Source organism: Streptomyces sp. NPDC001406, from assembly GCF_042895285.1.
GTDB lineage: Bacteria > Actinomycetota > Actinomycetes > Streptomycetales > Streptomycetaceae > Streptomyces.
The window spans coordinates 133,347-159,165 of the sequence record NZ_JBIAWG010000001.1 but is presented as its reverse complement, the minus strand read 5'-3'; the positions used below and the strand labels follow the sequence as shown (position 1 = coordinate 159,165).

At 69.7% G+C, this 25,819-nt stretch carries 29 protein-coding genes, 1 tRNA gene and 1 riboswitch; of the genes, 8 read left to right on the top strand and 22 right to left on the bottom strand.

What is annotated here, in order from left to right; all coding sequences use genetic code 11:
• Positions 1-47: 47 nt before the first annotated feature.
• The 4 genes from ACFY1J_RS00715 to ACFY1J_RS00700 are packed head-to-tail and all read right to left on the bottom strand — an operon-like array spanning position 48 to position 3,538.
• Positions 48-881, bottom strand: coding sequence for a DUF1707 domain-containing protein (locus tag ACFY1J_RS00715; protein WP_390706832.1), 834 nt, complete (start codon positions 879-881; stop codon positions 48-50).
• Between the two features lie 33 nt (positions 882-914).
• A complete protein-coding gene (locus ACFY1J_RS00710) occupies positions 915-1,916 on the bottom strand; it encodes an ATP-binding cassette domain-containing protein (RefSeq protein ID WP_390706833.1) in 1,002 nt (333 codons plus the stop codon).
• Positions 1,917-1,923: 7 nt separating this feature from the next.
• Complete coding sequence (locus ACFY1J_RS00705) at positions 1,924-2,715, bottom strand: ABC transporter permease (protein ID WP_390706981.1); 792 nt, start codon at positions 2,713-2,715, stop codon at positions 1,924-1,926.
• 22 nt (positions 2,716-2,737) lie between these two features.
• Entirely contained in the window at positions 2,738-3,538 is an 801-nt protein-coding gene (locus tag ACFY1J_RS00700; protein WP_390706834.1) for an ABC transporter permease, read from the bottom strand.
• 1,143 nt (positions 3,539-4,681) lie between these two features.
• Here ACFY1J_RS00700 and ACFY1J_RS00695 point away from each other — a divergent pair.
• Positions 4,682-6,952: a transglycosylase domain-containing protein gene (locus ACFY1J_RS00695; protein ID WP_390706982.1), complete on the top strand. Its 2,271-nt coding sequence runs from the start codon at positions 4,682-4,684 to the stop codon at positions 6,950-6,952.
• 15 nt (positions 6,953-6,967) lie between these two features.
• On the opposite strand, the gene ACFY1J_RS00690 is transcribed toward ACFY1J_RS00695, so the two are convergent.
• The 3 genes from ACFY1J_RS00690 to ACFY1J_RS00680 all read right to left on the bottom strand — a co-directional run bounded on the left by ACFY1J_RS00690 (position 6,968) and on the right by ACFY1J_RS00680 (position 8,213).
• Positions 6,968-7,288, bottom strand: coding sequence for a DMT family transporter (locus ACFY1J_RS00690; protein ID WP_390730553.1), 321 nt, complete (start codon positions 7,286-7,288; stop codon positions 6,968-6,970).
• 37 nt (positions 7,289-7,325) lie between these two features.
• Positions 7,326-7,403: riboswitch (guanidine-III (ykkC-III) riboswitch) on the bottom strand.
• A 79-nt stretch (positions 7,404-7,482) separates the two neighbouring features.
• On the bottom strand, positions 7,483-7,785 hold the full coding sequence (locus tag ACFY1J_RS00685; RefSeq protein ID WP_203634995.1) for a co-chaperone GroES: 303 nt from the start codon (positions 7,783-7,785) through the stop codon (positions 7,483-7,485).
• A gap of 98 nt (positions 7,786-7,883) precedes the next feature.
• On the bottom strand, positions 7,884-8,213 hold the full coding sequence (locus ACFY1J_RS00680) for a DUF3618 domain-containing protein (protein WP_263209192.1): 330 nt from the start codon (positions 8,211-8,213) through the stop codon (positions 7,884-7,886).
• Between the two features lie 92 nt (positions 8,214-8,305).
• Between ACFY1J_RS00680 and bcp the strand changes: the two genes are divergently transcribed.
• On the top strand, positions 8,306-8,773 hold the full coding sequence (gene bcp, locus ACFY1J_RS00675; protein ID WP_390706836.1) for a thioredoxin-dependent thiol peroxidase: 468 nt from the start codon (positions 8,306-8,308) through the stop codon (positions 8,771-8,773).
• A gap of 39 nt (positions 8,774-8,812) precedes the next feature.
• Positions 8,813-8,899: transfer RNA gene (locus tag ACFY1J_RS00670), tRNA-Leu, on the top strand.
• A gap of 5 nt (positions 8,900-8,904) precedes the next feature.
• Here the strand turns inward: ACFY1J_RS00670 and rdgB are convergent.
• The 4 genes from rdgB to ACFY1J_RS00650 form a co-directional block, all read right to left on the bottom strand.
• On the bottom strand, positions 8,905-9,510 hold the full coding sequence (rdgB, locus tag ACFY1J_RS00665) for an RdgB/HAM1 family non-canonical purine NTP pyrophosphatase (RefSeq protein ID WP_390706837.1): 606 nt from the start codon (positions 9,508-9,510) through the stop codon (positions 8,905-8,907).
• Between the two features lie 53 nt (positions 9,511-9,563).
• Positions 9,564-9,971, bottom strand: coding sequence for a hypothetical protein (locus tag ACFY1J_RS00660; protein ID WP_390706838.1), 408 nt, complete (start codon positions 9,969-9,971; stop codon positions 9,564-9,566).
• Between the two features lie 163 nt (positions 9,972-10,134).
• Positions 10,135-10,875, bottom strand: coding sequence for a ribonuclease PH (gene rph / locus ACFY1J_RS00655; RefSeq protein WP_390706839.1), 741 nt, complete (start codon positions 10,873-10,875; stop codon positions 10,135-10,137).
• Between the two features lie 79 nt (positions 10,876-10,954).
• Positions 10,955-11,188: a glucose PTS transporter subunit EIIB gene (locus ACFY1J_RS00650; RefSeq protein ID WP_067243776.1), complete on the bottom strand. Its 234-nt coding sequence runs from the start codon at positions 11,186-11,188 to the stop codon at positions 10,955-10,957.
• 186 nt (positions 11,189-11,374) lie between these two features.
• Here ACFY1J_RS00650 and ACFY1J_RS00645 point away from each other — a divergent pair, with 186 nt between their 5' ends.
• A complete protein-coding gene (locus ACFY1J_RS00645; RefSeq protein ID WP_390706840.1) occupies positions 11,375-12,673 on the top strand; it encodes a PTS transporter subunit EIIC in 1,299 nt (432 codons plus the stop codon).
• 111 nt (positions 12,674-12,784) lie between these two features.
• Entirely contained in the window at positions 12,785-14,038 is a 1,254-nt protein-coding gene (locus tag ACFY1J_RS00640; RefSeq protein ID WP_390706841.1) for a PTS transporter subunit EIIC, read from the top strand.
• A gap of 70 nt (positions 14,039-14,108) precedes the next feature.
• Here ACFY1J_RS00640 and ACFY1J_RS00635 read toward each other — a convergent pair whose 3' ends face one another.
• Positions 14,109-14,861, bottom strand: coding sequence for an MBL fold metallo-hydrolase (locus ACFY1J_RS00635; protein ID WP_390730330.1), 753 nt, complete (start codon positions 14,859-14,861; stop codon positions 14,109-14,111).
• Positions 14,862-15,079: 218 nt separating this feature from the next.
• Between ACFY1J_RS00635 and ACFY1J_RS00630 the strand changes: the two genes are divergently transcribed.
• Positions 15,080-15,538: a type II toxin-antitoxin system PemK/MazF family toxin gene (locus ACFY1J_RS00630; RefSeq protein WP_316754062.1), complete on the top strand. Its 459-nt coding sequence runs from the start codon at positions 15,080-15,082 to the stop codon at positions 15,536-15,538.
• Positions 15,539-15,546: 8 nt separating this feature from the next.
• Here ACFY1J_RS00630 and ACFY1J_RS00625 read toward each other — a convergent pair whose 3' ends face one another.
• The 9 genes from ACFY1J_RS00625 to clpS form a co-directional block, all read right to left on the bottom strand.
• On the bottom strand, positions 15,547-16,065 hold the full coding sequence (locus ACFY1J_RS00625) for a hypothetical protein (protein WP_390730329.1): 519 nt from the start codon (positions 16,063-16,065) through the stop codon (positions 15,547-15,549).
• A gap of 123 nt (positions 16,066-16,188) precedes the next feature.
• A complete protein-coding gene (locus tag ACFY1J_RS00620; RefSeq protein ID WP_390706845.1) occupies positions 16,189-18,246 on the bottom strand; it encodes a putative Ig domain-containing protein in 2,058 nt (685 codons plus the stop codon).
• 218 nt (positions 18,247-18,464) lie between these two features.
• On the bottom strand, positions 18,465-19,415 hold the full coding sequence (locus tag ACFY1J_RS00615) for a PLP-dependent cysteine synthase family protein (RefSeq protein ID WP_384474164.1): 951 nt from the start codon (positions 19,413-19,415) through the stop codon (positions 18,465-18,467).
• Between the two features lie 17 nt (positions 19,416-19,432).
• Positions 19,433-19,711, bottom strand: a complete 279-nt coding sequence (locus tag ACFY1J_RS00610) for a MoaD/ThiS family protein (protein ID WP_363295417.1) — start codon at positions 19,709-19,711, stop codon at positions 19,433-19,435.
• Positions 19,712-19,831: 120 nt separating this feature from the next.
• Positions 19,832-19,927: a putative leader peptide gene (locus tag ACFY1J_RS00605; RefSeq protein WP_312025360.1), complete on the bottom strand. Its 96-nt coding sequence runs from the start codon at positions 19,925-19,927 to the stop codon at positions 19,832-19,834.
• A gap of 86 nt (positions 19,928-20,013) precedes the next feature.
• Positions 20,014-20,436, bottom strand: coding sequence for a Mov34/MPN/PAD-1 family protein (locus tag ACFY1J_RS00600; RefSeq protein ID WP_390730328.1), 423 nt, complete (start codon positions 20,434-20,436; stop codon positions 20,014-20,016).
• A gap of 132 nt (positions 20,437-20,568) precedes the next feature.
• Positions 20,569-21,993 (bottom strand): amino acid permease, encoded by a 1,425-nt coding sequence (locus tag ACFY1J_RS00595; protein ID WP_390730327.1) that lies wholly within the window; start codon positions 21,991-21,993, stop codon positions 20,569-20,571.
• 321 nt (positions 21,994-22,314) lie between these two features.
• Positions 22,315-22,920, bottom strand: coding sequence for a DUF2017 domain-containing protein (locus ACFY1J_RS00590; protein ID WP_390730326.1), 606 nt, complete (start codon positions 22,918-22,920; stop codon positions 22,315-22,317).
• A 12-nt stretch (positions 22,921-22,932) separates the two neighbouring features.
• The gene (gene clpS / locus ACFY1J_RS00585; RefSeq protein ID WP_263216486.1) at positions 22,933-23,250 is read right to left on the bottom strand and encodes an ATP-dependent Clp protease adapter ClpS; all 318 of its coding nucleotides are present in this window, start codon (positions 23,248-23,250) and stop codon (positions 22,933-22,935) included.
• Between the two features lie 57 nt (positions 23,251-23,307).
• On the opposite strand from clpS, the gene ACFY1J_RS00580 reads away from it, so the two are divergent.
• Positions 23,308-24,654 carry a nicotinate phosphoribosyltransferase gene (locus tag ACFY1J_RS00580; RefSeq protein WP_390706849.1) on the top strand — a complete coding sequence of 449 codons (1,347 nt, stop codon included), beginning with the start codon at positions 23,308-23,310 and terminating at the stop codon, positions 24,652-24,654.
• Positions 24,655-24,756: 102 nt separating this feature from the next.
• Positions 24,757-25,341, top strand: a complete 585-nt coding sequence (locus ACFY1J_RS00575; protein WP_390706850.1) for an isochorismatase family protein — start codon at positions 24,757-24,759, stop codon at positions 25,339-25,341.
• 40 nt (positions 25,342-25,381) lie between these two features.
• On the opposite strand, the gene ACFY1J_RS00570 is transcribed toward ACFY1J_RS00575, so the two are convergent.
• Entirely contained in the window at positions 25,382-25,732 is a 351-nt protein-coding gene (locus ACFY1J_RS00570; protein ID WP_390706851.1) for a hypothetical protein, read from the bottom strand.
• Positions 25,733-25,819: the final 87 nt, after the last annotated feature.

Sequence of the window (25,819 nt, the reverse complement as noted above, 5' to 3'; positions counted from 1 at the left end):
CAGTTCCTTCGCGCCTGCGGCGCCTCAGTGGTCCCCGCGCCCGCCTCTCACCAGTCCCCGCGCCTGCGCCGCCGCTCCTCCCGGCGCTCCCGCTGGCGCTCACGGCGCTCCTCGTGGCGCTCCCGCAGCAGGTCGCGGTGGCCTTCGAGCATCCTGGTGTGGGCATCCTGGATGTCGTCCCGGAAGGAGTTCTCCAGTTCCTTGCGCGCCGTCTTGCGGTCCAGCTTCTCCTGGCGGCGCTCCTCCTTCAGCCGCTGCCGCTCGGCCCGCGTCACCTTGCGCTCCACCCCGACCCCGCCCCAGAAGGCGAAGCCGCTCACGATCACCCGCGGGGCGCCCGGCTCGCCGCCCACGCCCTCCTCGCGGTGGTCGAAGCCGCCCATGATGCCGATGCCCCGCACGACGACCTCGACCCCGGGCGGCACGATGACCTGCACCCCGCCCATGATCGCGACGCAGTTGATCTCCACCTCGCGGTCCGCGAAGTCCGCCTCCCGCAGATCGATCTCACCGCCGCCCCAGAAGGCGAAGCAGTTGAGCCGCTTCGGCATGGTCCAGCGGCCCTTGCGCTGGAAGCCGGACATGATCGCGACCGCCCAGGCGGACGAGCCCTCGCTGCCGGTGATCCGGCCCGCCCAACTCCCGCTCTCCACGGGGTCCTTGCGCAGGGACACCACGGGAGGAGCCGCCACGTCCGGACCCGGCAGGTCCCGGGTGATGGGTGCCAGCTCGCGGTAGGTACGCGCCTTGTACGTCGCCTCCAGCCGCTCCTCGAACTCCTCCATGTCGAGCCGCCCTTCCGCGAGGGCGTCCCGCAGGACCTCGGCGACTCGTTCACGATCGGCGTCGGAGGCACGCAGCTCCGGGGCATCGTCGGTCATGGAGAGCAGCCTACGAGTTCCCCGCGCCGGGCACTATGCGGTGGCCTTGTCCGCGTACATCTTCGCGATCACCGCCTCGATGTCCGGCTCCCGCACCGACAGGTCCACCAGCGGATACTCCGCCGCCACCCGCGCCACCAGCGGCGCCGCCGACTCGGACGCCGGGAAGGCCAGCCACTGCCGCGGGCCCTCCACCTTCACCACGCGGGCCGGCGGCACCTCGACGGGCGGCAGCTCCCGCTCCAGGTCCACCACCAGCGTCCGCTCGCTCGCCCCCACCTCGTGCAGGCCGGCGAGCGGACCGTCGTACATCAGCCGGCCGTGGTCGATGACCATCACCCGGGAGCAGAGCTGCTCGATGTCCTGGAGGTCGTGCGTGGTCAGCAGCACCGTGGTGCCGCGTTCGGCGTTCAACTCCCGCAGGAAACCGCGGACCTTGGCCTTGGAGATGACGTCCAGGCCGATCGTCGGCTCGTCGAGGTAGAGCACCTCGGGGTCGTGCAGCAGCGCCGCCGCGATGTCGCCGCGCATGCGCTGGCCGAGGGAGAGCTGGCGGACGGGGACGTCCAACAGGTCGGCGAGTTCGAGGAGTTCGACACAGCGGTCCAGGTTCTCGCGGTAACGCCGGTCCGGGATCCGGTACATGCGGTGCACCAGCCGGTAGGAGTCGATCAGCGGCAGGTCCCACCACAGCGTGGTCCGCTGCCCGAACACCACGCCGATACGGTGCGCCAGGCGGGCGCGTTCGCGGGAGGGGTCGATGCCGGCCACGCGCAGGCGGCCGCCGCTCGGGGTCAGGATGCCCGTGAGCATCTTGATCGTCGTCGACTTGCCCGCGCCGTTGGGGCCGATGTAGCCGACCATCTCGCCGCGCGCCACGGTGAAGGAGATCGAGTCCACCGCCCGCACCTCCCGGCGCTCCCGCTTGAGGAAGCCGGCCTTCTTCCGCACGTCGAAGACTTTCTCGACGCGGTCGAGTTCGATGAAGTTCACGATCAAGTCCTCGGTGACGCCCTCGGTGAAGTCGCTGTCCATGGGTCCCTCAGCTCCCCGTACTCCGATACGACCGAAGCCCCGCCCGCCATGCCGCTCCCGCCAGCGCGCAGCACCCCACCGCCACGAGCGGCGGGGCGAAGGCCGTCCACTGCGGCAGGTGCAGCGGATACGGCAGCCCCAGAACGTAGGTTGCGGGCAGCCAGTTGACGAAGGCCAGCGGCAGCACGAAGGTCACCCCGCGCACCAGGTCCTTCGCGAAGACGGTGGGCGGGTACTGCAGCAGCGTGGTGCCGCCGTAGGTGAACGCGTTCTGCACCTCGGAGGCGTCCTGCGCCGCGAACTGGAAGGCCGCGCCGGCCACGAACACCGCGCTGAAGATCGCGGCGCCGCTGATCACCATCACCGGCATCAGCAGCAGCTTCAGCGGGGTCCACTCGATGTCGACGGCCGTCAGCGCATAGCCGAGCACCAGCGAGCCCTGCGTCACCCGGCCCAGGCGGCGCAGCGCGAACCGGTCGGCGGCCAGCTGCGCCAGCACCGGCGCCGGACGGACCAGGAGGGTGTCGAAGGTGCCGTCGCGCACCCGGCGCCCCAGCCGTTCCATCGAGCCGATCACCAGATCGGCCAGCCCGAAGGCCGTACTGGACAGGCCGTACAGGAAGGCGACCTCGGGCAGCGAGTAGCCGCCGAGCGCGTCCACGCGGGAGAACATCAGCAGGATCGCCACGAAGTCGAGGGCGGTCGCGGTGAAGTTGGCGACCGTCGTCATCACGAAGGACGTCCGGTACGCCATCGTGGAGCGGATCCACATCGCGGCGATCATCCGGTAGGCGCGCATCCCGTCGGCGACCCGGTTGATTTCAGCCACCCTGCACCACCACCCGCCGCGTCGCCAGCGACTGCACGAGCCGCCCCAGCGCGAGCAGCGCCGCCGCCCAGGCCGCCTGGAAGAGGAAGACGCCCCAGGGATCGGCCTGCCCGAGCAGTACGTCGGCCGGGGCCTGCAGCAGCGAGGACCAGGGCAGGGTCCGTACGACCTCGCCGATCGCGCCCGGGAAGACGTTCAGCGGCAGCACCATCCCGGAGCAGAAGAAGCCCGTGATCCACGCCGCCTGCGCCACCCCGGTGCCGTCCAGCAGCCAGAACGCGCTCAGCCCCACCAGGAAGCGGATCCCGAAGCCGACCAGCATCGCCAGCAGGACGGCGACGAGGAAGGCGGCCCAGGTTCCCGCGTCCGAGGGCAGCGCCACCGGGAAGAACAGCGCGCCGAAGACGAAGGGGATCGCTCCCCGGCCCATGAGTTGGAACAGGGCCCTGCCCAAATCTGCTGACAGCCACCACAGTTGCAGGTCGGCGGGGCGGTACAGGTCGATCGCGATGTCACCCGTACGAATGCGTTCCATGAGCTCGTCCTCGACGCCACCACCCCCGATCGCCAGCGTCGACAGCAGCGCCTGCCCCAACCACACGTAAGTGATCGCCTGCGCCTGGTCATAGCCTCCCAGGTGCGGTTTCTCGTCCCACAGGGCGAGATAGGTGTAGACGAGGATCAGGCCGAAGACGGTGTTGGTGAACACCCCTGCCGCAGTGGCCGCCCGATACGTCGCGTACCGTCTGAAACCCCCTGCAGCGACGGCCCCGTACAACCGTCCCGCGCCCACGCCAGTCAACCTCCCCGACCGCACGACACCGAAGCGCAGGAGCCTAGTCCGGGACCGACGCGGCGTGCCACGCATTTTCTGTCCCGGACGCGTGCCGGAATCCGGGAACGGAACGCTTGGTGCGAGAGTCTTCATCCGGGGGCGCAGATGGCGTATGAGGGCGTACGGCAACGTACGAGGCGATAACAGGAGTCCGTGCACGACATGAGCGACGAGCCGCAGCCGCAGCCGCAACAGCCGAACGAAGGCGGTGCGACGACGCAGCCGACGGCGGCCGAAGAGCCCGCCGAGCAGGGGGGCAAGCCGGCCGAGAAGGCCGGTACGGTCCCGAAGGCACGGGCCTCGGAGCCCTCCGGGCCGGGCAACGTCGACACCAGCCGTCTCGCAAGGATCAAGGAGAACGCCCCGACAGCCAAGCCCCCGCTGACGGACGAGACGACCCGGCTGACGCCGATCAAGGACGACCCGCCGGCCACCAAGGCCCCCGGGGCTGCGGGCAACGCCGGCAACGCAGCGCGCGCGGCGGGCTCGGCCGGCACGGCGAGCGGCTCGGGCTCGGCAGGCACAGCTGGCGCGGCAGGTGCGGCCAGCGCGGCAGGTGCTGCGGGCGCGGCGAGCGGCGCGGGCGCGGCAGGCGCGGCAGGCGCACCGCGCGGCCCGGGCGCGGCAGGCGGCGCAGGCGCGGCACACGGCGCTGGAGCGGCAGGCACAGCCGGCGCGACAAGCCCCGGCGCCGCCGACACCACCCAGCTCGCTCGGATCAAGGAAAGCGCCCCGACAGCCAAGCCGCCGCTGACGGACGAAACCACCCGGCTCACGCCGATCAAGGACACCCCGCCGACCGGCAAGGCCCCCGGGACCTCGGGCAACGCCGGCAACGCAGCGCGCGGCGCGGGCGCAGCCGGCGCGGCAGGCAGCGCGGCGCGCGGTGGGGCAGGCGCCGTCAACGCACGGTCCGGCGCCACCCCCGTGACCGCGGCAGGCGCACGGACCACCGCCAACCCCGCGACCGCGGCAGGCGCGGCGAATGCCCGGAGCGCCCCCGCCCCCGCCGGCCCGGTGGCCCCGGAGGCCCCCGGCAAGGGCAAGAAGCCCAAGAGGCCCAAGCGGACCGGGTGGCGGCGGATCATCCCCACCTGGCGGATGGTGCTCGGTACCTTCCTCATCGGTGTGCTGCTGATCATCGGGCTGTTCTTCCTCGGCTACTCGATGGTGAAGATCCCGCCCGCCAACGCGCTCGCCACCAAGCAGAGCAACGTCTACCTGTACGCGGACGGCTCCCAGCTGGCCCGTGACGGCGAGATCAACCGGGAGAACGTCACCCTCGCGCAGATCTCCAAGGACGCCCAGCACGCCGTACTGGCCGCCGAGGACCGCGACTTCTACACCGAGTCGGCCATCGACCCCAAGGCGATGATCCGCGCCGCCTGGAACACCGCGACCGGCAAGGGCAAGCAGTCCGGCTCGACGATCACCCAGCAGTACGTGAAGAACTACTACCTGGCCCAGGAACAGACGGTCACCCGTAAGGCCAAGGAGTTCTTCATCTCGATCAAGCTGGACCGCAACAAGTCGAAGGACGACATCCTCGAGGGCTACCTCAACACGAGCTACTTCGGCCGCAACGCCTACGGCATCCAGGCCGCCGCCCAGGCCTACTACGGCGTGGACGCCACCGACCTGGACCCGGCCCGCGCCGCCTACCTCGCCGCGCTGGTCAACGCGCCCAGCGAGTACGACGTCGTCGCGCACCCGGAGAACAAGTCCGCGGCCGTGGCCCGCTGGAACTACGTCCTGGACGGCATGGTCACGAAGGGCTGGCTCGGCAAGTCCGAGCGGGCCGGCATGAAGTTCCCGATGCCGAAGGAGCAGACGGTCTCCACCGGCCTGTCCGGCCAGCGCGGCTACATCGTGGACGCGATCAAGCACTACCTCACCACGAACAAGATCATCGACGCGGACGCCCTGGAGGGCGGCGGCTACCGCATCACCACGACCCTGCACAAGGACAAGCAGAACGCCTTCGTCAAGGCGGTCAACGACCAGCTGATGGACAAGCTGGACAAGAAGAACCGCAAGGTCGACAACTACGTCCGCGCGGGCGGCGCCTCCGTCGACCCGAAGACCGGCAAGGTCGTCGCGATGTACGGCGGCGTCGACTACGTGAAGCAGTACACGAACGGCGCGACCCGGGGCGACTTCCAGGTCGGCTCCACGTTCAAGCCCTTCGTGTTCACCTCGGCGGTGCAGAACGCCTCCACGACCCAGGACGGCCAGCCGATCTCGCCGAACACGTACTACGACGGCACCAACCAGCGGCCCGTACAGGGCTGGAGCGGTGGCGCGTACGCCCCCGAGAACGAGGACTCCAAGTCGTACGGGCAGATCACGGTGCGGCAGGCCACCAACCTCTCGGTCAACTCGGTGTACGCGCAGATGGCCGTCGACGTGGGGCCCGCCAAGGTCAAGAAGACCGCGGTCGACCTCGGCATCCCGTCCGACACCAAGGACCTGAACCCGTACCCGTCCATCGCCCTGGGCACCGCCACCGCGAGCGTGCTGGACATGGCGGAGGCGTACGCCACGCTCGCCAACCACGGCAAGCACGGCACGTACACGATGATCGAGAAGATCACCAAGGACGGCAAGGACGAGGTCGAGCTGCCCGGGGAGAAGGCCGAGCAGGGCGTCAGCCGTGAGGCCGCCGACACCACGACGTCGATCCTGCAGAGCGTGGTCCAGACGGGCACCGCGACCGCCGCGCAGAACGCCGGCCGCCCCGCGGCGGGCAAGACCGGCACCGCGGAGGAGGACACGGCGGCCTGGTTCGCGGGCTACACGCCCGATCTGGCCACGGTCGTCTCCGTGATGGGCCAGGACCCGGTGACGGCCGCCCACAGGTCGCTGTACGGCGTGATGGGGCTGCCGCGCATCAACGGCGGCGGTGCGCCCACCGACATCTGGGCCCAGTACACGAAGACCGCGCTGGAGGGGAAGCCCGCCACCGAGTTCGACCTCCAACTGCAGCAGGGCGCCGAGGTCCAGGCCCCGAGCTCGCAGGCGCCGACCCAGCCGGGCACCACCGGCAGCCAGGACAACGGCGGCACGACCGACGGCGGCCAGGACCAGGGGCAGACCCAGGGCCAGGACAACGGCGGCACGACCGCGACCCCCACGGACGGCACGGCCACCGGCGGCACCACCACGACCGGCGGCGGCACGACGGGAGGCACGGCCGACGGCGGGACGACCACCGGCGGCACGACCGGCGGCACGACCGGAGGCACGGCCGACGGCGGCACCACCACCGGCGGAACCACCGGCGGCACGGACACGGGCACGACCGGGGGAACCCCGGGAGGCACCACGGGCGGCACCGTTGCGGGCCCGCAGGCCGCGACGAGGAGGCAGTGACCGGTCGCTGACCCGTCAGTGACCGGAGGTCGCCTTCAGCCCCACCACGGCGACCAGCAGCAGACACACGAAGAAGATCCGGGCGGCGGTCGCCGGCTCCCCCAGCACCACCATGCCGAGCACCGCCGCACCGGCGGCCCCGATGCCCACCCACACGCCGTAGGCGGTACCGATGGGCAGGGTCCGGGCGGCGTAGGACAGCAGCAGCATGCTGGCGACGATGCCGGCGCCGGTGAGGACGCTGGGGACGGGCCGGGTGAAGCCGTCGGTGCACTTCATTCCGATCGACCAGCCGACCTCCAGCAGACCGGCGACGACGAGCAGGACCCAGGCCATGGGGGGCACCTCCGGGGCGTACGTGCTGACGGACAGGGGTGCGTCGTCTTTGCGTACATCCATCCCGGTACGGCGCGTCTCGTCGGGCTTCCTTTCGACGATAGCAAGGGAATGAGAAGAGGGCTGGTGACCATGGTCACCAGCCCTCTTCGCCGTTGATTCAGAGGCTCAGGCCCGTCAGCGGTGCAGGTCCCTCAGAGATACAGCCCCGTGGAGTCCTCCGACCCCTCGAACCGGTCCGCCGCCACGGCGTGCAGATCGCGTTCCCGCATGAGCACGTACGCGGTGCCGCGCACCTCGACCTCGGCCCGGTCCTCCGGGTCGTACAGGACGCGGTCGCCCGGCTCCACCGTCCGTACGTTCTGCCCGACCGCCACCACCTCGGCCCAGGCCAGCCGCCGCCCGACCGCAGCCGTGGCGGGGATCAGGATGCCGCCGCCCGACCGCCGCTCGCCCTCACTGGTGTCCTGCCGCACGAGCACGCGGTCGTGCAGCATGCGGATGGGCAGCTTGTCGTGGTGGGTACTGGGGACATTTCTGTTGGCGCTCACGCCTTCGAACCTACCTGCCTTTTACGCCTGTGTACGCGACCGGGTCAGCTCTTGCGGCGCCGGGTGCCGAACGCGAGCAGCCCCACGACCCCGACGGCAAGGAGCGCGACCGGCACGATGCGCTCGACCCGGGGCGCGCCCTCCTCGTCCACGAACTGCGCCCGCACCTCGCTCACCACGCGGTTGACCTGGACGTAGGCACGGCCGAGGGTGTGGTCGACGTTCGCGACGACCTTCGCCTTGGCGTCGCCCACGATCGTCTTCGGATGCACCCGCACCCCGATCTCGTCCAGCGTCTCCGCCAGCACCTCGCGACGGCGCTTGATGTCCGCCTCGATCTGCGCCGGGGTTCTGGTGTCCGACGTCTCCGCCACCGTACGGCCTCCGAAGTCTTCGATGCTGTTCTGGACAGTCTGTCAGCTTCGCACGCCGCCGCACTGTCAGGACCCCCCGTTACTCTGGTCCGATGAGCGAGCGACTCCAGCCCGGGGACGTGGCCCCCGACTTCACCCTGTCCGACGCCGACGGCAACGAGGTGTCCCTGGCCGACCACAAGGGCCGCAAGGTCATCGTGTACTTCTACCCCGCGGCCCTCACTCCCGGCTGCACCAAGCAGGCCTGCGACTTCACGGACAACCTCGAGGTCCTGGCGGGCGCGGGCTACGACGTGATCGGCATCTCCCCCGACAAGCCGGAGAAGCTGGCCAAGTTCCGCGAGAAGGAGTCCCTGAAGGTGACCCTCCTCGCCGACCCCGGCAAGCAGGTCCTGGAGTCCTACGGCGCCTTCGGCGAGAAGAAGCTGTACGGCAAGACGGTCGTCGGTGTCATCCGCTCCACGGTCGTCGTCGACGAGGAGGGCAAGGTCGAACGCGCCCTCTACAACGTGAAGGCGACGGGCCACGTGGCAAAGATCATCAAGGATCTGGGCATCTGACCGCGCTGCCCGGCCGCTAGCATGGCCGGGCAGCACCGGGCGGCCGTGGTGGAATTGGCAGTCACGCTGGGTTTAGGTCCCAGTGGGGTAACTCCCGTGAGGGTTCGAGTCCCTCCGGCCGCACCAGCTCCTTACCGACCGAGCAACTCCCTTACGACGGGCACCAGGGCGCGGAACGCCTTGCCCCGGTGGCTGATCGCGTTCTTCTCCTCGGGGCTCAGCTCGGCGCACGTCCGCGACTCCCCCTCCGGCTGGAGGATGGGGTCGTATCCGAAGCCGTTGGTGCCGCTCGGGGTGTGCCGCAGGGTTCCGGTCAGCCGGCCCTCGACCACCCGCTCCGTCCCGTCCGGCAGTGCGAGAGCCGCGGCGCAGGCGAAGTGGGCGCCCCGGTGTTCGTCGGCGATGTCCGAGAGCTGGGCCAGCAGGAGGTCCAGATTGGCCTTGTCGTCGCCGTGGTTGCCGGCCCAGCGGGCGGAGAAGATGCCGGGTGCGCCACCCAGGACGTCCACGCACAGGCCGGAGTCGTCGGCCACCGCCGGCAGACCGGTGGCCCGGGCCAGGGCGTGGGCCTTGAGGAGGGCGTTCTCGGCGAACGTCACTCCCGTTTCCGGGACATCGGGGATGTCGGGGAACGCGTCGGCTCCGACCAACTCGTGCGGCAGGCCTGCTGCGGCGAGGATCGAGCGGAGCTCGGTGATCTTTCCGGCGTTGCGGGTGGCGAGGATCAGGCGGGTCATGGGGTTCAGTATCCCTGGCCCCACGACCTGCCCTGCGTGGCCTCTGGAGCTCGCTACGGGGTGCAGACCTTGGTCAGTTCGCCCGCCGCGTCCGTGACCGGGCCGATGTCCGGGGTCTCGTCGCCGTTCTTGATCGCCCGACGGACGTTGTCGACCGCCTTGCGGAGGTCGTCGACCGCCTTGTTGACATCGGCGTTGTCCGTCCTGTCGCCGATCTTGTCGAGGTTCTTCTGGATCGAGTCGAGGGACTCGTCGGTCTGCGTCGGATCGTTGGCCGCGTTCTCCACCGCCTGCTGGAGGTCGGTCACGCTGTCCGCGATGGAGTCGGCGGTCTGGACGCAGTCCAGGGCCTTGTTGACGGCGTCGCAGCCGGTGGTGAGGCCCGCGGTGAGCGCTACGGCGGCCACGGTGGCGGCGATGGCGGTGATACGGCCTCGACGTCGGTGTCGGCTCGCGCCCATGGTGTTGGTCCCTCTCCCTCGTCGGCCGAGCGCACGGCGGTGTGCCGTGCGCCCGTACCCATAGGGACGCCGGGGAGGCCGACCGGGTTGCCGTCCGCCGCCTCGTCTTTTGAGGCTCCCTTTACTTCTTCTCCAGGGGCTGGTTCTGCTTCTTCCCCAGGGTCTACTTCGTCTCCAGGGTCGCTTCCAGTGCCGCGCGCTGGAGGAGGGAGAGCTCCGTGCAGCCCGTCACGGCCAGGTCGAGCAGGGCGTCGAGCTCCTCGCGGGCGAAGGGCTCGGCCTCGGCGGTGCCCTGGACCTCGACGAAGCGGCCGTCGCCGGTGCAGACGACGTTCATGTCGGTCTCGGCCTTCACGTCCTCGTCGTAGCAGAGGTCGAGGAGGGGGACCCCGCCGACGATGCCGACTGAGACCGCGGAGACCGTGCCGGTCAGCGGCTGGCGACCGGCCTTGATCAGCTTCTTGCCCTGGGCCCAGGTGACCGCGTCGGCCAGGGCCACATAGGCGCCGGTGATGGCCGCCGTGCGGGTTCCGCCGTCGGCCTGGAGGACGTCGCAGTCCAGGACGATGGTGTTCTCGCCGAGCGCCTTGTAGTCGATGACCGCCCGCAGGGAGCGGCCGATGAGGCGGGAGATCTCATGCGTACGGCCGCCGATCCGGCCCTTGACCGACTCGCGGTCGCCGCGGGTGTTGGTGGCGCGGGGCAGCATGGCGTACTCCGCGGTGACCCAGCCCTCGCCGCTGCCCTTGCGCCAGCGGGGGACGCCTTCGGTGACCGAGGCGGTGCAGAAGACCTTGGTGTCGCCGAAGGAGACGAGGACGGAGCCCTCGGCGTGCTTGCTCCAGCCACGTTCGATGGTGACCGGGCGGAGCTGATCGGGGGTGCGGCCGTCGATTCGAGACATGGCGACGAGCCTAGCCGCACATGAGGAAGGGGCCCCTCCCCCCTATGGGAAAGAGCCCCTTCGAGGTGAGCGGCGCGGCTCACATCATGTCTTCGATCTCCGCGGCGATCGGGTCGGCGTCGGTGCCGATGACGACCTGGATGGCCGTGCCCATCTTGACGACGCCGTGGGCGCCGGCGGCCTTCAGGGCGGCGTCGTCGACCAGCGAGGGGTCGGAGACCTCGGTCCGCAGGCGGGTGATGCAGCCCTCGATCTCCTCGATGTTGTCGATGCCGCCGAGCCCGGCGACGATCTTCTCAGCCTTGGTGGCCATGATCCTTCTCCCTGATCCGAACCGCTTTGTCGCAGTAACCTACAGTTGGCCCATCTTCGCGAGCGGTCATGTCGTACGTCCCGAATGATGGCGTTCACGACAGCGGAACCGTCCGCCAACTGGTCTACACCACCCCGGGGACGGTCGCCAAACCCGCCTCTTCGCCGAGCGGCCCGGAGGACGCGCATGAGCGCCGACAGCAGCGCCGAAGGCACGGTCAGCCCCGGCCGCGCCCGCTGGAACACCCTGTTCCAGGGCCTGCAGAAGATGGGCCGCAGTCTCCAGCTCCCCATCGCGGTGCTGCCGGCCGCCGGCATCCTCAACCGGCTCGGCCAGCCCGATGTGTTCGGCAAGGACGGTCTGGGCTGGACCCCCGTCTCGAAGGTGATGATGGGCGCGGGCGGCGCGCTGCTCGACGGCTCGCTCGGTCTTCCGCTGCTGTTCTGCGTCGGTGTCGCCATCGGCATGGCGAAGAAGGCGGACGGCTCGACCGCGCTCGCGGCGGTGGCGGGCTTTCTCGTCTACTACGGGGTGCTGCACCAGTTCCCCGAGCCCTGCCCGGAGGGCTCGAAGCCGGTCTCCATCGGCTGCCAGGTGTCCGACGGGACGGTGTCGACCTTCACCTTTCAGAACCCGGGGGTCTTCGGGGGCATCGTCCTGGGTCTGATGGCAGCGTTCTTCTGGGCCCGCTACCACCGCACCCGACTGGTGGACTGGCTGGGCTTCTTCAACGGGCGCCGGCTGGTGCCGATCATCATGGCGTTCGCCGCCATCGTGTTCGCGGCGCTGTGCCTGTGGGTCTGGCCGCCGATCGGCGGGGCGCTGGAGAGCTTCAGCAACTGGCTGAGCAACTTGGGCGCGTGGGGTGCGGGGGTCTTCGGTGTGGCGAACCGGGCGCTGCTGGTCGTGGGGCTGCACCAGTTCCTCAACGTGCCCATCTGGTTCCAGTTCGGGAGCTACACCAAGCCCGACGGGACGGTCGTGCACGGCGACATCAACATGTTCCTGGCGGGCGACCCGAACGCGGGTCAGTTCACCTCGGGCTTCTTCCCCATCATGATGTTCGCGCTGCCGGCCGCCGCGCTGGCGATCACCCACTGCGCCAAGCCGCACCGTCGCAAGGAGATCGGCGGACTGATGCTCTCGGTGGCGCTGACCTCGTTCGTCACCGGTATCACCGAGCCCCTCGAGTACTCGTTCCTCTTCGTGGCCCCCCTTCTGTATGTGGTGCACGCGCTGCTCACCGGTGCCTCGATGGCGGTGACCTGGGGGCTCGGGGTGCACGACGGCTTCAGCTTCTCCGCGGGCCTCATCGACTACGTCATCAACTGGAACCTGGCCACCAAGCCGTGGGCCATCATCCCGCTCGGCCTGTGCTTCGCCGCGGTGTACTACGTCGTCTTCCGCTTCGCCATCACGACCTTCGACCTGAAGACACCGGGACGGGAGCCGGAGGAGCAGGTCGAGGACACCACCAAGGCGTAACCGAACGCACTTCCTCCATCACGGGAATCGCGGGTTCCTTATCTCACCTTCATCGTGCTACAACAGGTCTACACCACTGAGTGGTGTAGACCACCACCCGATGGAGGAACCATGAGCACCGCCACCGCGTCCTCGGCGGCTCCCGCAAAGAAGCGGGGATCAGGTCTGTTCCAGGGCCTGCAGAAGGTCGGCCGCAGTCTGCAGCTTCCGATCGCCGTGCTTCCGGCGGCGGGCATTCTGCTCCGGCTGGGCCAGCCCGATGTGTTCGGCAAGGACGGCCTCGGCTGGAACAAGGTCGCGGCGGTGTTCGCCACCGCCGGCGACGCCGTCTTCAGCAACCTGCCCCTGCTGTTCTGCGTGGGCATCGCCATCGGCTTCGCCAAGAAGGCCGACGGCTCCACGGCGCTGGCGGCGCTGGTCGGCTTCCTGGTCTACAAGAACGTGCTGACCGCGTTCCCGATCACCGAAGCGAAGATCACCAAGGGCGCGGACGTCGCCGCCACGTACAACGACCCCAAGGTCCTCGGCGGCATCGTGATGGGCCTGATAGCCGCGGTCACCTGGCAGCGCTTCCACCGCACCAAGCTCCCCGACTGGCTGGGCTTCTTCAACGGCCGCCGGCTGGTCCCGATCCTGATGGCCTTCATCGGCACCGGCGTCGGTGTGGTCTTCGGTCTGGTCTGGGAGCCCATCGGCAACGTCATCACCGACTTCGGCCAGTGGATGACCGGCCTCGGCGCCGTCGGCGCGGGCATCTTCGGCGCCATCAACCGTGCGCTACTGCCGGTCGGTATGCACCAGTTCGTCAACACGGTTGCCTGGCAGGAGATCGGCTCCTTCAAGGACTCCTCCGGCACCGTCTGGCACGGTGACCTGCCGCGCTTCTTCCACGGCGACCCGACCGCCGGCCAGTTCATGACGGGCTTCTTCCCGATCATGATGTTCGCCCTCCCGGCCGCCGCGCTGGCGATCACCCACTGCGCCCGTCCCGAGCGCCGCAAGGCCGTCGGCGGCATGATGGTCTCGCTCGCGCTGACCTCGTTCGTCACCGGCATCACCGAGCCGATCGAGTTCGCGTTCATGTTCATCGCCCCGGTGCTCTACGTCATCCACGCGCTGCTCACCGCCCTCTCGATGGCGGTCACCTGGTCCCTGGGCGTGCATCACGGCTTCAGCTTCTCGGCCGGCGCGATCGACTACTTCCTCAACTGGGGCCTGGCCACCAAGCCGTGGATGATCATCCCGATCGGCCTGGTCTTCGCCGCCATCTACTACTCGGTCTTCCGCTTCGCCATCACCAAGTGGAACCTCCCCACCCCGGGCCGCGAGCCCGAGGAGGAGCTCGAGGACCTCACGAAGGCGTGAGTCCCCGTACGACATGACGAAGGCCCCGGAACCGAGCAGGTTCCGGGGCCTTCGTGCGCGTGTGGGGGGTTCAGATCTGGTACGTCACCCTGGGGACCGCCAGTTCCACCGGGCCGTCGAACACCTCGCGGGCGTCGGCGAGGTTGACCATGGGGTCGGTCCACGGGGGGATGTGGGTGAGGACCAGGCGGCGGGCGCCTGCCCGGGTCGCCGTCTCGCCCGCCTCGCGGCCGTTGAGGTGCAGGTCGGGGATGTTCTCCTTGCCGTACGTGAACGCGGCCTCGCACAGGAACAGGTCGGTGTCCCGGGCCAGCGCGTCGAGCACCTCGGTGACACCCGTGTCGCCGGAGTACGTCAGCGACCTCCCGCCGTGCTCGATCCGGATGGCGTACGCCTCCACGGGATGGCGGACCCGCTCGGTGTGCACCGTGAACGGGCCGATGTCGAACGTCGACGGCTTGACCGTGTGGAAGTCGAAGACCTCGCTCATCGACGAAGCGGTGGGGGTGTCGGCGTAGGCGGTGGTCAGCCGGTGCTCCGTACCCTCGGGTCCGTAGACGGGGATCGGGTCGCAGCGGCCGCCCTCGTGGCGGTAGTAGCGGGCCACGAAGTACGCGAGCATGTCGATGCAGTGATCGGCGTGCAGGTGGCTCAGGAAGATCGCGTCGAGGTCGTAAAGACCGCAGTGGCGCTGCAGCTCGCCCAGGGCGCCGTTGCCCATGTCGAGGAGCAGCCGGAAGCCGTCGGCCTCGACGAGGTAGCTCGAACAGGCCGATTCCGCGGACGGGAACGACCCCGAGCAGCCGACGACGGTGAGCTTCATGAAGCAGAAACCTCCGTTGGCGGGAAAAGAGTCGGGAAAGGGGCAGACGGGGGTCGTGCGGTTCGTTGAGCGTAAGGCGCAAAAGGGCCGGTCGCTCCTCCGCCAGGGGCCGTTGTGGGCGAACTCACCTGTGCTGTCACCGGTTCGGCTGGACCCGGGGCGCAATGGGCTTTGGAGAGGGCGCGCAATGGGGATCGCACGCCGGTAACGTCGTTCGTATGGACACGTCGTGGTGGCTTGCGCTGGTGGCGGTGGTGCTGCTCGCGCTGGTCGCCACGCTCGTCGACGGCTGGGGACGGGGACACCGTCCGGAGGGACGCAGGAAGCGGCCGCCGGGTCGTCCGGAAGGGCCCCGGGGCCGTGCGGAGCGGCCGCGGCCCGGGGACATCTGGTGGGCGAACGTGCCGTTCGAGAACGGTCCGGGCACCAAGGACCGGCCATGTCTGGTTCTCGCCGTGCGCGGCAAGCGCGCGACGGTCGCGAAGATCACCAGCAAGTACCACGACGAGCGCTCCGGGGTCATCCCGTTGCCGCCCGGATCCGTCGGCGACGCCCACGGCCGCCCGAGCTTCCTGGAGACCGACGAACTGCGCCAGGTCCCGGTGTGGGACTTCCGCCGCCGGGTGGGCGTGGTCGACCCGGTCCTGTGGGACCAGGTACGGCATCTGGCGGGCTGAAGTCGGCCTCAGCGCACCTGGACGGTGACCGTCCACTCCTCGATGCCCTTGCAGGACACCCGACCCGGACTCGGGCTTTCGGCGCAGAGCGGGCGGGACGAGGAGAGCTTCGCGGTTCCGGGGGCCACCGCGTCGTAGGCGGCGACGGCGTCGCCCGGCAGGATGACGATGCCCGGGTTCGCGGCCTTCAGCGTGTCGCCGGTCACGGTGACCGGCTTCCAGGGCCGCTCCTGCGTTCCGTCCAGGGTGAGCCGGACCTGGCCGCCCTTCGGCATACAGATGGTGCGGCCGTTGTCGGCGGCGGTGAGCTGGAAGTGGCGCGCGCAGTCCGAGGCGGTCGCGGTCGGGGACGGTGACCCGCTGGGGGACGGCGAGCCGCTCGGGGATGCCGTCGTGGTCGGGGACGGTGAGACCGTGCCGCCGCTGCCCGCGGGCGTTCCCCCGCCCTGTGAGCCGCAGCCCATGAGGAGGAGCGTCGCTGCCGCGACGGTGGTGACCGTCGCGCGGTGGAGCGTCGTACGGCGCATGGGGGACCGCCTTTCCGCCGGGACCGGACCTGATGCAGATGTGACGTTCCACCTGCGCCCGCGGATCCCGGAAGGACCCCGGCCGACTCGCACGGCCGGGGTCCCCCGCTCAGCGGAACGTGATCAGCTGGTCGTCACGGCGGTGTCGTCCACGACGAAGCTGGTCTGCAGCGAGGAGTCCTCGACCCCGCTGAACTTGATCGTGACCGTCGAGCCCGCGAACGAGGACAGGTCGAACGTCTTCTGGGCGTAGCCGGAGGCGGCGTTGAGGTTCGAGTACGTCGCCAGCGTCGTCGAACCGGCGGTCACCGTCAGCTTGTCGTACTGGGTGCTGCTGGTGGTCTCCGCGGTGTCGACGTGCAGATAGAAGGTGAAGGACGCCTTGCAGCCGGACGGGACCGTCACCGACTGGGAGAGCGTGTCGGTGTGCGAGGAGCCGTAGCCGTCGAGCCATGCCTTGTAGGAGCCGGCGTGGGCCGCCTCACCGGTGTCGTTGGTGATGACACCGCTGCTCGCGGTCCAGGTGGTGTTGCCCGACTCGAAGCCCGGGTTGCCGAGCAGCTGCGCGGACGAGCAGGTGCCGCCGGAGGAGCCGACGGTCCAGGTGAAGGACGCCGAGCCGGAGGCGCCGGTGGAGTCGGACGCGGTGACGGTCACGCTGTACGTCCCCGCGGTGGACGCCGTACCGGAGATCAGGCCCGTCGAGCTGTTGATGGACAGGCCGGTCGGCAGCCCGGACGCGCTGTAGGTGAGGCTTGCGCCCGCGCTGTCGCTCGCCGATATCTGCAGGCTGACCGAGCCGCCGGTGGTGGTCGACTGGCTGCCGGGGTTGGTGACGGTCACCGTGTTGCCGCTGCTGGAGCCGGAGGTGAAGGCGGCGGTGCCGTTCGGGGTGCCCCAGCCGGTCGGGCCGTCGTAGCCGGTGCCCGCGGTGCAGAAGTACGAGGTCGAGCAGGAGCCGTTGTTGCCGCTGGTCACGTCGTACAGGTTGGAGGTGTGGGAGTAGGGGTACTTCGCCGGGTAGTCGCTGGAGCCCGGGGTGCCCGCGAGGGCGTAGACGCCGGCGACGATCGGGGCGGAGGCGCTGGTGCCGCCGTAGACCGCCCAGCCGGAGCCGCCGTAGGTGTCGTAGACCGCCACGCCGGTGGCCGGGTCGGCGACCGCGGAGACGTCGGCCTCCATGCGCTTGGAGCAGCCGCTGTCGGTCTGCCAGCTGGGCTTGGGGTCGTAGGCGGAGCAGCCGGAGCCGGTGCCCTCGGTGGAGCTGGTCTTCCAGACGGACTCGGTCCAGCCGCGCGAGTTCGACGACGTGGACAGCGCGGTGCCGCCGACGGCGGTCACGTACTGGGAGGTCGCCGGGTACTCGGCGCCGTAGGCGGAGTCACCCGAGGAGACGGTGATCGCGACGCCCGGGTGCTTGAAGTACTGGGTGTCCTCGCTGGTCTGGGAGGAGGATTCGGAGCCGCCCCAGCTGTTGGAGACGAACTTGGCGCCGAGCGCGACGGCCTCGTTCTCGGCGGTGCCGAGGTCGGTGTCGTTCGCGGAGTTGGCCTCGACCAGGATGATGTTGCAGTTGGGGCAGACCGCGCTGACCATGTCGATGTCGAGCGCCTCTTCACCGGCCCAGCCGGTGTCGTTCGTGGGCAGCGAGGTGGTCGAACCGGTCTGGCTGACCTGCTTGAAGCAGCCGTTGGCCTTGGTGCAGGCGGACAGGCCGTACGTCGAGCGGTAAGTGGCCAGGTCCGACTCGGCGTTGGGGTCGTTGTAGGCGTCGACGACGGCGACGGTCAGGCCGGAACCGCCGGTCGAGGGCAGGTTGTAGGCGCTGTGCAGGTTGGCCGGGCTGAGGCCGGAGGGTGCGGCGGCGAGGGCCGCGGCCAGACGCTGCCTGATGTCGGTGCGGCGCTGGGCGAAGCAGGACGCGTGGCCCGGCTTCGCGGTGGCGCACAGGTGCTTGGTCGGCACCTTCTGACCGGCCTTGCCGGTGGTGTGGAAGGTCTGCCGGTGGGGGTCGGTCAGGGCCTTCGCGTTCTGGGTGGCCCGAGTGGTGTGGGTGGGGGTCTGTGCCCCGGCCGTCGGTGCCGCGACGAGTCCGGCGACGGTCAGGGCCAGGGCGGGAACGGCAACAGCCAGGAGTCTTCGCAGACTTCGGCGGCGCCTGCTCGGGCGTGAATCACGCATGGGGTACTGCCTCCATCGGTGGGGTCGAACTGGATGGGCAGGCCCGTGACGCGCGTAGCGGCGGGAACCGCGCAGCCATGAGCATGACACTCAGGGGAGTGCGCGAGGACCGTAGCCCCGGCGTGGGGACCCTGGCAGTACCGCAGAAAGATCTTTGCCGCTCCGTGGGCAGCGTTTAGCCCCCTCATGAGAGGGGGCTGGCGGCTGCTTGATGAGCCCTATGCCCAGAGCTGACCCTGGAGCGTCTCGATGGCCTCCTCCGTCGTGGCGGCCGTGTAGACGCCCGTCGAGAGGTACTTCCAGCCACCGTCGGCCACGATGAAGACGATGTCGGCGCTTTCGCCCGCCTTGACGGCCTTCTTGCCGACGCCGATCGCGGCGTGCAGCGCGGCGCCCGTCGAGACGCCCGCGAAAATGCCCTCCTGCTGGAGGAGTTCACGGGTGCGGGTGACCGCGTCGGCCGAGCCGACCGAGAAGCGGGTGGTGAGGACGGAGGCGTCGTAGAGCTCCGGTACGAAGCCCTCGTCGAGGTTGCGCAGACCGTAGACCAGGTCGTCGTAGCGCGGTTCGGCGGCGACGATCTTCACGTCCGGCTTGTGCTCGCGCAGATAGCGGCCGACGCCCATCAGGGTGCCGGTGGTGCCGAGGCCGGCCACGAAGTGGGTGATCGACGGCAGGTCGGCGAGGATCTCCGGGCCGGTCGTCGCGTAGTGGGCGCCCGCGTTGTCCGGGTTGCCGTACTGGTAGAGCATCACCCAGTCGGGGTGCTCGGCGGCCAGCTCCTTGGCCACGCGCACGGCGGTGTTGGAGCCGCCCGCGGCCGGCGAGGAGATGATCTCGGCGCCCCACATGCCGAGCAGGTCCCGGCGCTCCTGCGAGGTGTTCTCCGGCATCACGCACACCATGCGGTAGCCCTTGAGTTTGGCCGCCATGGCCAGCGAGATGCCGGTGTTGCCGGAGGTGGGCTCCAGGATGGTGCACCCGGGGGTCAGACGGCCGTCCTTCTCCGCCTGCTCGATCATGTGCAGCGCGGGACGGTCCTTGACCGAGCCCGTGGGGTTGCGGTCCTCCAGCTTGGCCCAGATCCGGACCTCGGGGGACGGCGACAACCGCGGCAGGCGCACCAGAGGGGTGTTGCCCACCGCGGCCAGCGGGGAGTCGTAGCGCATCAGTGATCAGCGGCCGATCAGGCCATGCCGCCGGCGACAGCGGGGAGGATCGTCACCGCGTCACCGTCGGACAGCTTGGTGTTGATGTTGTCGAGGAAGCGGACGTCCTCGTCGTTCAGGTAGACGTTGACGAAGCGGCGCAGCTTGCCTTCGTCGACGATGCGGGCCTGGATGCCCGCGTGCCGGGTCTCGAGGTCGGCGAGCAGCTCGGCGAGGGTCTCACCACTGCCCTCCACCGCCTTCTGACCGTCGGTGTACGTGCGGAGGATGGTGGGGATGCGGACCTCGATGGCCATGGGTGCGGGCTCCTGTCGGAAGTAGTCAGGTCGGTGGGCGCGCGGCGGCGCGGGGGGGGCGTACTCGTACGCGGGTCAAGAGCGCCGCGGCTCACGGCCGTACGGCGGCAGTGTTCGGCGTCAACAGATGGCGCTGGCGAGCCTGCACAGGTCGACGTGCAGCCGCGCCACGAGCAGCATGCCCGGCGTCTTTTCGCTCACGTCGTGGAGAACCATGGGCTCATCGTATCGATTCCCGGTCCGGATCCTGGAGTGTGATCTCGCATCGTGGATGAATTCTGACCGAACTGCGGGATCCCCCCTCAGTACGCCGCCACGACCTCGACCTCCTCCTCGGTGATCTCGCCGTCCTGGATACGGAAGGAGCGGAACTGGAACTCGCCGAGGCCGTCGGTGTCCGCCGTGGAGACCAGCACGTAGTGGGCGCCGGGCTCGTTGGCGTAGGAGATGTCCGTGCGGGACGGGTACGCCTCGGTCGCCGTGTGGGAGTGGTAGATCACCACCGGCTCCTCGTCCCGGTCGTCCAGCTCTCGGTAGAGCTTGAGCAGGTCGCCCGAGTCGAACTCGTAGAAGGTGGGCGACATGGCCGCGTTCAGCATCGGGACGAAGCGCTCGGGGCGGTCCGAACCCGCCGGACCCGCGACGACGCCGCACGCCTCGTCGGGGTGGTCCTTGCGGGCGTGCGCGACGATCTGGTCGTGGAGGGCCTGGGTGATGGTCAGCATGTCGGTCAGGATAAGCAGAGGGCCGCCCCGTACCGAAGGCTGGTACGGGACGGCCCACATGCCGGACGTCCTGAGCGGCGGCCGCAGGGGGCACCACGAGTGCTCCCTGCGACGGGACGTCCTTCGGTGAGGTCAGCCGACCTTTTCGAGCACCGGCTCGCGGCGCTCGGTGACCTGCGGGTTGCGGGCCTTGAGCACGACCCAGCCGACACCGAGGGCGGCGGCCCAGCCGGCCATCACGTACAGGCAGACGCGGGAGTCGGCGTCGTACGCGATCAGGCCCGTGACGAAGAGCAGGAACACGATGGCGATCCAGCTGCACACCGCGCCGCCCGGCGCCGGGAAGGCGGAGGCGGGCAGCCGGCCCGCGACGACCGCGCGGCGGTACAGCACGTGGCTGATCAGGATCATCAGCCAGGTCCAGATGCCGGCCGCGGTGGCGACGGAGGTGACGTAGCCGAACGCCTTCTCCGGGACGATGTAGTTGAGGACCACGCCGATGCCCATGAAGGCGACGGAGACCGTGATGCCGAGGGCCGGGGTCTTGGAGGCCGACAGCCGGGAGAAGCCGCGCGGGGCCTCGCCGTTCTCGGCGAGCGTACGCAGCATGCGGCCCGTGGAGTACATGCCCGAGTTGCAGGAGGAGAGAGCCGCGGTCAGGACGACGAAGTTGACGATGCCCGCGCCCGCCGGGATGCCGATCATCGCGAACGCCTTCACGAAGGGACTCACGCCCGGCGCGAACTCGGTCCACTTCACCACGCACAGGATGACCGTGAGGGCGCCGACGTAGAAGAGGGCGATGCGCCAGGGCAGGGTGTTGATCGCCTTGGGGAGCGTCTTCTCCGGGTTCTCCGACTCGCCTGCCGTGACACCGACCAGCTCGACGGCGAGGTAGGCGAACATGACGCCCTGGAGCGTCATCAGGGACGAGCCGATGCCCTTGGGGAAGAAGCCGTCGAACTGCCAGAGGTTGGAGACCGATGCCGTGTCGCCGGCTGCGCTGAAGCCGAAGGTCAGGACGCCCAGGCCGATCACGATCATGCCGATCAGGGCGGTGACCTTGATCATCGAGGCCCAGAACTCGATCTCGCCGAACACCTTCACCGAGATCAGGTTGGCCACGAAGAGGACGACCAGGAAGACCAGGGCGGAGACCCACTGGGGGATCGCCGGGAACCAGTAGTGGATGTAGATCGCCGCGGCGGTCAGCTCCGCCATGCCGGTGACCACCCACATCAGCCAGTACGTCCAGGCGGTGAAGTAGCCGAAGAACGGGCCGAGGAACTCGCGGGAGTACTCCGCGAAGGAGCCCGAGACCGGGCGGTAGAGGAGCAGCTCGCCGAGCGCCCTCATGATGAAGAAGATGATCACGCCCGCGAGGGCGTACATCAGGATGAGGCTCGGCCCCGCTTTGGCGATGTTCGCACCTGCGTTGAGGAACAGGCCGACGCCGATGGCGCCGCCGATGGCGATCATCTGGACCTGACGGCTGCCGAGTCCGCGCTCGTACCCCTCTTCGGAGGTCTTCTCCGTGCCGACCTGAGCGGAGGTCATGTGTCGTGTGCGCCTTTCTCCATGCCGACCCGGGCCTCTCGTCGGCCTCGGATCGGGTTTCGATCCCCCCGGATTGATGGAGCTGTTGCCTGGCCGGCGGTCGCCGGCTCGGTGGCGCACCCGGCCGAACATGGGTGGTGTTCGCCGGGCGGTCGTGAAGATTTATCACGGCCGCAACAATGATCAACTGTGCCCGCTGTGGCGCACCGCACAGGAAGAAGCGGACAAAGAGCACCCAGAGGGCGCATAACAGGCCGCAGTGGTGACATGATCGTTATCCGGATTTGAGCGTCCTCTGAGCGAACGCGAAACCGGTGTGAATCAGGCCATAAGGGTGGCGACGAGAGTCTCCTGGAGCCCACCCAGCCACAGATACGCCATCACCATCGGCTTGCGCGGGTCCTCGTCGGGGAGCCGGTAGAGCAGATCGGTGTCGTCCTCGTCCGTGATCTCCAGCCGGGAGCCGATCGCCAGACGCAGGTCGTTGAGCGCGCCCAGCCACTGCCGGGACTCCTCGGGGGAGAGCTTGAGGACCGCCCCCTCCTCCCCCACCGGGGCGAGCGCGTCCAGCGAGCCGATCACCGCGAGCGCGCTCTCGCGCTTGCCGGCCCGCAGGTCGTTCTCGGTGTAGCGGCGGAACTCCGCGGAGTGGGCCCACTGCTCCTCGGCGTCCTTCGGCGAGTCCGGGGCCAGCTCCGGGTCGCAGTAGGCGTCCGGGAAGAGCCGGCGCAGCACCGGGTCGGCGGGCGGCTCGCTCGGGCCCTCGGCGAACAGTTCGGCGAGCGGGTCCGCGGGGGCGTCCTCGCCGGGGCCGGGGCCGATGAGCTCCAGGAGCTGGACGGCAAGCGACCGGATGATGGAGATCTCGACATCGTCGAGCGCGACGGCCGCGCCGCCGCCGGGGAGCGGTTCAAAGGTTCCGGGCATGGAGGAGATTCGCTACTTCCGGTCCTGCTGGAGGGTGGCCCACAGGCCGTAACCGTGCATCGCCTGCACGTCGCGTTCCATCTCCTCGCGACTGCCGCTGGAGACGACCGCCCGGCCCTTGTGGTGAACGTCGAGCATGAGCTTGGTTGCCTTGTCCTTCGTGTACCCGAAATACGCCTGGAAGACATAGGTCACGTAGCTCATGAGGTTGACCGGGTCGTTGTGGACGATCGTGACCCAGGGGACGTCGGGCTCGGGTACGGCGAAGGTCTCTTCCGCCGATTCGGTGCGTTCGATCTCTACGGGAGCGGGTGACGTCACAGGGCCCATGCTGCCACGCACACCATAAATCGTCACACTGACGAAATGGGGGTACCATCGGTTGCCATGAACACAGCGGACCTTGGGCTGCCGGTGGACGTTCCCTCAACGGCGCTTTTCACGGACCAGTACGAGCTGACAATGCTGCGGGCCGCCCTGAAGGCGGGTACCGCCGAACGGCGCAGCGTGTTCGAGGCCTTCACCCGGCGGCTGCCCGAGGGCCGCCGCTACGGCGTCGTGGCGGGCACCGGGCGCGTCCTGGACGCGGTCGAGAACTTCCGGTTCGACGCGGGCGTCCTCGGCTTCCTGCGCGAGCGGCAGATCGTCGACGAGGAGACCTTGGAGTGGCTGGCCGGCTACCGGTTCAGCGGTGACATCTGGGGCTACCCCGAGGGCGAGGTGTACTTCCCGGGCTCGCCGATCATGCGGGTGGAGGGCACCTTCGCCGAGTGCGTGCTCCTGGAGACCGTGATCCTGTCCATCCTCAACCACGACTCCGCGATCGCGGCCGCCGCCTCCCGAATGTCCTCGGCCGCCGGGAGCCGGCCGCTGATCGAGATGGGCGCCCGCCGCACCCACGAGCTGGCCGCCGTCGCCGCCTCACGGGCCGCCTACCTCGGCGGCTTCGCGAGCACCTCGGACCTGGCGGCCGGCTTCCGCTACGGCATTCCCACCGTCGGCACCTCCGCGCACGCCTTCACCCTGCTGCACGACCGCGAGCGGGACGCCTTCCGGGCCCAGGTCGACTCCCTGGGCCGGGGCACCACTCTGCTCGTGGACACGTACGACGTCGCGGAAGCCGTCCGTACGGCCGTGGAGGTGGCCGGACCCGAGCTGGGCGCGGTGCGCATCGACTCCGGCGACCTGCTCCTCGTCGCGCACCGGGTGCGCCAGCAACTGGACGAGCTGGGCGCCACCGGCACCAAGATCGTCGTGACCTCGGACCTCGACGAGTACGCCATCGCCTCGCTCGCCGCCGCGCCCGTGGACGCGTACGGCGTCGGTACACAGCTGGTGACCGGCTCCGGGCATCCGACCTGCTCGATGGTCTACAAGCTGGTCGCCCGCGCCGAGTCCACCGACCCCGGGGCACCGCTGGTGCCGGTGGCGAAGAAGTCCACCAGCGGCAAGACCTCCATCGGCGGCCGCAAGTGGGCCGCGCGGCGGCTGGACGCGGACGGGGTGGCGGAGGCCGAGGTCGTCGGCACCGGGCCGATGCCCGCCGACCTGGTCGACCGGCAGCTGCTCGTCGAGCTGGTCAAGGGGGGCGAGGTCGTCGCCCGCGAGCCGCTGGACGTGGTCCGCGACCGGCACACGGCCGCCCGCGCCAACCTTCCGCTGTCCGCGACCCAGCTGTCCCGAGGGGAACCCGTCCTTCCGACGGAGTACGTGCACGGGGACTCGGGTAGCTAGAGCAGGTGCCCCCTCCCACACCGCCGCCGAAGTCTCTAGGCTCGTAAGTTCACTCTCCCCCTCGCTCCACGAGCGGGGGACCCCAGTCGAAGGACACCGACCATGCGCCGCGCCTTGATCGTCGTTGACGTGCAGAACGACTTCTGTGAAGGGGGCAGCCTCGCGGTGGCCGGGGGTGCCGATGTGGCCGCCGCGATCACCGAGCTGATCGGGCAGGCCCCCGCCGGCTACCGGCATGTCGTGGCCACCCGCGACCACCACATCGCGCCCGGCGGCCACTTCGCCGACAACCCCGACTACGTCCGCTCCTGGCCGGCGCACTGCGTCGCGGGGACGGAGGGCGTGGGCTTCCATCCGAACTTCGCTCCGGCGGTCGCCTCCGGCGCGGTCGAGGCCGTCTTCGACAAGGGGGCGTACGCGGCCGCGTACAGCGGTTTCGAGGGCGTGGACGAGAACGGCGTCCCCTTGGCCGACTGGCTGCGGGCCCGGGAGATCGACGAGGTGGACGTGGTCGGCATCGCCACGGACCACTGCGTACGCGCCACCGCGCTGGACGCCGTGCGGGAGGGGTTCCGCACGAACGTCCTGCTCGACCTCACCGCGGGGGTGGCCGAGGGCACGACCGAGCGGGCCCTGGAGGAGCTGCGGGAGGCGGGCGTGGAGCTGTCGGGCAAGCCGGTCGTCTGAGCCCGCGGGCCCGTCGTTCGCGGCCCCAGCCCGTCGTGTGCTAGGTCTGCGCCGTCGGCTGCCGTCTCAGCAGGGCTCTGATCGGGCGCCACAGCTCGGTCACCGGTTCGAGTTCTAGTACCGGGACACCGTTGTCGGGAGCCGTGCGCCATATCAGGCCGTCCGGGTGGTGCAGGACCGCGGTGATCTCGTCCGGGGTCGGCGGGGCTGCGTTGCCCCGCAGGTAGACCGCGCGCATGCCCAGATTGCGCAGTCGCGTCAGGGCGCGGGCGCGGTTGTGGGCATGGACGAGAACGCGCACGCTGCCGGAGCCGTCGGCGGTGGGACGGGGCAGGTTCAGTGCCACCACCACCGTTCCGTTCGGCAGCTTGCAGAAACCTCCTGCGGCCATGCGGTCACACCCCCGTGTGCGTCGGTGTCAATAAGAAAGCCACAGGACGCACCTAAACACGATCGGCGGCGACCCGCCAGGGGGTCA